The organism is uncultured Brachyspira sp. (assembly GCF_944390595.1).
Lineage (GTDB): Bacteria > Spirochaetota > Brachyspiria > Brachyspirales > Brachyspiraceae > Brachyspira.
Window position 1 is genome coordinate 1 of sequence record NZ_CALXRN010000093.1, and the last position, 5,223, is coordinate 5,223.

General features: G+C 27.8%; 7 protein-coding genes and 1 pseudogene. 2 read left to right on the plus strand and 6 right to left on the minus strand.

The window, feature by feature from the left end; genetic code table 11:
• A pseudogene (locus Q0J90_RS04770) lies at positions 1–94 on the minus strand (50S ribosomal protein L9); the annotation flags it as partial.
• A gap of 201 nt (positions 95–295) precedes the next feature.
• Here Q0J90_RS04770 and Q0J90_RS04775 point away from each other — a divergent pair.
• Positions 296–811, plus strand: coding sequence for a flavodoxin family protein (locus tag Q0J90_RS04775; RefSeq protein WP_297276813.1), 516 nt, complete (start codon positions 296–298; stop codon positions 809–811).
• A 75-nt stretch (positions 812–886) separates the two neighbouring features.
• Here Q0J90_RS04775 and Q0J90_RS04780 read toward each other — a convergent pair whose 3' ends face one another.
• Together Q0J90_RS04780 and Q0J90_RS04785 are read right to left on the minus strand one after the other, a co-directional pair.
• On the minus strand, positions 887–1,699 hold the full coding sequence (locus Q0J90_RS04780) for a TatD family hydrolase (protein WP_297276814.1): 813 nt from the start codon (positions 1,697–1,699) through the stop codon (positions 887–889).
• A 108-nt stretch (positions 1,700–1,807) separates the two neighbouring features.
• Positions 1,808–2,146, minus strand: a complete 339-nt coding sequence (locus Q0J90_RS04785) for an HIT domain-containing protein (RefSeq protein WP_297276815.1) — start codon at positions 2,144–2,146, stop codon at positions 1,808–1,810.
• Between the two features lie 198 nt (positions 2,147–2,344).
• On the opposite strand from Q0J90_RS04785, the gene Q0J90_RS04790 reads away from it, so the two are divergent.
• On the plus strand, positions 2,345–3,151 hold the full coding sequence (locus Q0J90_RS04790) for a ZIP family metal transporter (RefSeq protein WP_297276816.1): 807 nt from the start codon (positions 2,345–2,347) through the stop codon (positions 3,149–3,151).
• Positions 3,152–3,170: 19 nt separating this feature from the next.
• On the opposite strand, the gene lptB is transcribed toward Q0J90_RS04790, so the two are convergent.
• From lptB to Q0J90_RS04805, 3 genes are all read right to left on the minus strand, one after another.
• The gene (gene lptB, locus Q0J90_RS04795; RefSeq protein ID WP_297276817.1) at positions 3,171–4,010 is read right to left on the minus strand and encodes an LPS export ABC transporter ATP-binding protein; all 840 of its coding nucleotides are present in this window, start codon (positions 4,008–4,010) and stop codon (positions 3,171–3,173) included.
• Between the two features lie 34 nt (positions 4,011–4,044).
• Positions 4,045–4,575: a ferritin gene (locus tag Q0J90_RS04800; RefSeq protein ID WP_297276818.1), complete on the minus strand. Its 531-nt coding sequence runs from the start codon at positions 4,573–4,575 to the stop codon at positions 4,045–4,047.
• 226 nt (positions 4,576–4,801) lie between these two features.
• The coding region (locus tag Q0J90_RS04805; RefSeq protein ID WP_297276819.1) for a ferritin at positions 4,802–5,223 on the minus strand (422 nt) is incomplete at its 5' end.

Below are 5,223 nucleotides of genomic sequence, written 5' to 3' on the forward strand. Positions count from 1 at the left end.
GAATAAGGTAATTTCTTGCATAGCCGTCTTTTACTTTACATATATCACCTTCATAACCTAATGATATAAAATCTTTTTTTAAGATAACTTCCATTTGCCTTCTCCTTGATATAATACTCTATTAAAATATAAATTAATTGCTAGTTTACAACCTATATATTATAACATATATTTATATAATAGCAAGCATTTAAATTCATAAATAATATATTATACTGCTATATCGTATATTGAAATAATTACAATAAATGATATAATATTTTTTAGATTAATCTAACAAAAAGGAGAATTAAAAATGAAATATTCTATTGTTTATACAAGCAAAAGCGGAAATACTGAAAAATTAGCTTTAGCTATAAAAGAATCTGCTAATGGAGAATGCTTACAATGTGTAAAAGCTGATGCTGCTGATAATGCTAAAATTAATGATTCTGATATAGTATTCGTTGGTGCTGGAAGTTATAAAGGCACTTGCGATGAAGCTGCCGGAAAATTCATGCAGACATTAAAAAATAAAAAAGTATTTTTATTTATGACTGTTGGCTATGGAGATAATCAGGAATATTATGATAAAATGCTCAATCCTGCTAAAACTTTCTTAGATTCTTCAAATAATTTAATTGGTACTTATGCATGCCAAGGACAATGGATAGAAGGACAAAAAAAGAATTTAGAAAATATGCTTGAAAAGGCTGCTTCTGAAGATGAAAAGAAAGTTATACAGAGTAAATTAGCTAATCATGGAAACGCTATGGGACATCCTAATGCTGATGATTTAAACAAATTAAAAGAAATTGTGAAAGCATTATAAACTTCATTAGGTATTTATTTAATTAATTAAACTCTCTGTAAGTCAATAATTACAGAGAGTTTTTTATTATAAAAATCAAATTCTATCCAAATCTACAGGAAGTTCCAAAACTCTCACAGCATTCTCTAAAGCAGTTCTCATAATATCTTCGCTGCTCTCTCCCCTAACCTCTGCAAGAACTTCTACAGTAAATGGTATGAATGAAGGTTCATTGGCTCTTCCTCTTACTTTTTGAGGAGTCAAATAAGGAGCATCTGTTTCTATTGTAAACATATCTTTAGGAACATATTTAACAGCTTCTCTTATAAAATCATTTTTCATGTATGTAGCAGAACCTGAAAAAGATAATATATATCCCAAATCTAAAGCATTTTTAGCATCTTCAACATTTCCGCTGAAACAGTGAAATATTCCTCTTTTTGGTATATCAGCTTCCTTTAATATTTTAAATGTATCTTTAAAAGCATCTCTGCTATGTATAAGTATAGGCAAATGCGTATTTTTAGCAGATTGGCATAATGCACTAAAAAATTCCTTCTGCTCATTTCTATTATCATTATTATGATAATAATCTAGTCCTATCTCGCCTATAGCATATACAGATTTGTTTTTATTTTTTAAAGTTTTTTTATTTAAATTTTTTATTTTTAATTCAAAAGCTTTTATAGTATCTTCATCATTCTCATTAGCATAATCTGGATAATAGCCTATACTAAAAAAAACACCTTCTGCATCTGATAATATAAACATACGCTCATCTAAATCATTAGGATGAACTCCTATATCAACAAAATAAAATATTCCGGCTTTATTAGCTCTCTCTAAAACATCATGCAATTCTTTACTCTTCTTAGATATATACGTAAGATGGCAATGGCTGTCTATCATTAATTAACTCCAAAATCATTATTTTATATTCTATTGCTAATAAAAAATTACTCATTTATAAACTCATATAATTCATTAAAAATATATAGAATTATTATAAATTAAGTTTTATTCTTCTAAATTATCGTCATGAAGCAAATGAAAATGCACATGAAATACAGTCTGACCTGCTCCTGCTCCGCAATTATTTATAATTCTAAATGAATCCAATCCTTGTTCTTTAGCTACTTCTTTTATAGTTTCTAGAACTTTACCCATTAAAAAATCATTTATCTCTAAAATATTTTTTGCATGATGTTTTGGAACAATAAGAAGATGCACTTTAGCTTTAGGATTCAAATCTGCAAATACAACACAATGTTCATTTTTTTTTATAAATTTAGAAGGTATTTCTCCTTTTATTATTTTACAAAATATACAATCTTTGTCTTCAGTATAATTACTCATAACAAAAATCTCCTGGTTAAAAATAAAAATTATTTGAATAAATATAAACTATAATACAAAATTAATCCATATACATTGTAATTTATTTTAAAAAAATAATCAAATATTATTGATAATTATTACTAATAAGTATTGAAATTAAATATAATAAAATATATAATTACATAGTAAAAAATGATATAAAAAGGTTAAATATAAATGATAGAAAATTCATCACCAGTGGCATTAGCATTATTCGGCGGCAGTATAACATTTGCTTTTACAGCATTAGGATCAGGACTTGTATTTTTCTTTATGAAAGAAATAAAACCTAAAGTATTGGCATTGATGTATGGATTTGCTGCAGGAGTTATGACAGCAGCAAGTTTTTGGTCTTTGCTTGCACCATCAATAGAGTTATCAGAAAATACTAATCTTCCTAATTGGCTAATACCGGTAGGCGGTTTTTTACTTGGTGCATTTTTTATATGGATATTGGATAAAGTTCTGCCTCATATGCATATAGTAAATGGAAATGAAGAAAAAGAAGGGGCAAAGGTTCAATTATCAAAAAGCATATTATTATTTTTAGCCATTACACTGCATAATATACCAGAAGGTTTAGCTGTTGGTGTAACATTCGGAGCATTCTCTGTTGGAAACAGCGGTGTAACATTCAATGCTGCTCTAGCATTAGCACTTGGTATAGGATTACAAAACTTTCCAGAAGGTGCTGCAGTTTCTTTACCTTTAAAAACTTCCGGAATATCAAAATTAAAATCATTCTCGCTTGGAGCAATATCCGGCATAGTAGAGCCTATTGCTGCTGTTATTGGTGCTTTGGCAGTTACAAAATTAACATTTATATTACCTATAGCTTTATCATTTTCAGCCGGTGCTATGATGTATGTTGTTATAGAAGAACTTGTACCGGAAGCTGTAGCAGAAGAACATAATCACTTCGGTGTATTTGGATTTATATTCGGTTTCGCTATAATGATGGTTCTTGATGTAGCATTAGGATAACACAAATTAATAAATAATATTACATAGTAAAAGATTCGCCCAAATAAACTTTACGTGCTAATGGGTTATTAACTATTTCATCAGGAGTACCTTTTACTAATATCTGACCATTACCCATAATATATGCTCTGTCTGTAATTCTTAAAGTCTCGCGAACATTATGGTCTGTAATTAATATACCTAAGCCTTTTTCTTTTAAAGAAGCTATTATATTTTGTATATCTATAACTGCTATAGGGTCAACTCCTGCAAAAGGTTCATCTAATAATATAAATTTAGGGTTAACAGTTAATGCTCTGGCTATCTCGCATCTTCTTCTCTCTCCTCCGGAAAGAGTATATCCTTTCTGCTTTCTAACATGAGTAATGTTGAATTCTGCAAGAAGCATATCTGTTATATCCATTCTATCCTTTTGAGTTAAATTTTTATTATATTCAAGTATAGAAAGCAAATTATCTTCTACAGAAAGTTTACGGAATATAGAAGCCTCCTGAGGCAAATAACCTATTCCAAGCGTAGCTCTTTCATGCATGTGAAGTTTAGTTATATCTAAATCATTTAAATAAACATTTCCTGCAGTTGCCACAACAAATCCAACAGTAATATAAAAACTAGTTGTTTTTCCTGCACCATTCGGTCCTAAAAGCCCTACAACCTCACCTTGCTTTACACTATAAGAAATATCTCCTATAATCTTTCTTTTTCCATAATATTTTGTAAGATTTACAGCACGAATTTCATAAGGATTTGATTTATCATAATTAAAGAAATTTTCTGCTGTTATTGGTTCTTTAGAGGATACATTATCAGCATTAAACTTTTCCTTTTTTTTGAAAATATCTAAAAATTTACTAATCATATATCCTCTCTGTATTATATTATTTTATTTTTTATTATAAACTAATACTGTTGCTGCCATGTTTTTCAGTATCTAAATTACCAATAGCTTTATCAAATGTATAAAGATTTCTGCCTTTTAAATCACCTAAAATTTTAATTTTATCAAGTATATCATTAAACAATTCTTCTTCTTCAAGCTGTTCTTGTATAAACCAATCTAAAAATCTTAAAGTAATATAATCTTTTTTATCCATAGCACTTCCAACTAATTCATTTATACAAGACGTAACATATTGTTCATGTTTAAGTATAGTTTCAAATAAATCTTCCACAGATTTAAAATCATTCTGAGGAGCTGGCATATCAGTAATTGTAGCTTGTCCGCCTACTTTATTAATAAAATCTCTAAATTTTTCAAAGTGTTCTATTTCTTCTTTATAGTGTCCATATAAAAATTTACTGCATCCTTTTAAACCTTCTTTATCACACCAACCAGCCATATTGAAATAAAGACTTGCAGAATAAAGTTCTTTATTTAATTGTACATTCAATAATTTAATAGTATCCTCTTTTATTATAGACATAATAAAAACTCCTTTTTATATTTTATAACCTATTATTATTTTATAATACCATATTAAATTTATCAAATAAAAAAATTAAATATATTAGTTTATTATAACATAGTTTTTCATAAATTATTGAATTATTGATATTTAAAACAGATAAATATTAAGAAAAAGAAAATAATATAATAAAAAAATTAGGGTATATTAAAAAAATAATATACCCTATGATTTTTAACCAAAATTATGAACCATGTTCCTCAGTATCTAAATTACCTACAAACTTATCAAATGTATAAAGATTTCTGCCTTTCAAATCACCCAAAATCTTAATCTTTTTTATAATATCATTAAATAATTCTTCTTCTTCCAACTGCTCCTCTACAAACCATTCTAAAAATTTTAATGTAACATAATCTTTATTGTCCATAGATATACTTACAAGTTTATTAATACAAGATGTTATATACTCTTCATGCTTAACTATCTTTTCAAATAATTCCTCAACAGAATTAAAATTATGCTCTGGGGCTTTCATCTCTCCCATTATAGCCTGTCCGCCTGCTTTATTTATATATTCTCTAAATTTCTCTAAATGAGTATGCTCTTCTGCTGAATGATTATATAAAAACTTGCTGCATCCTTTAAGCCCCTGCCTCTCGCACC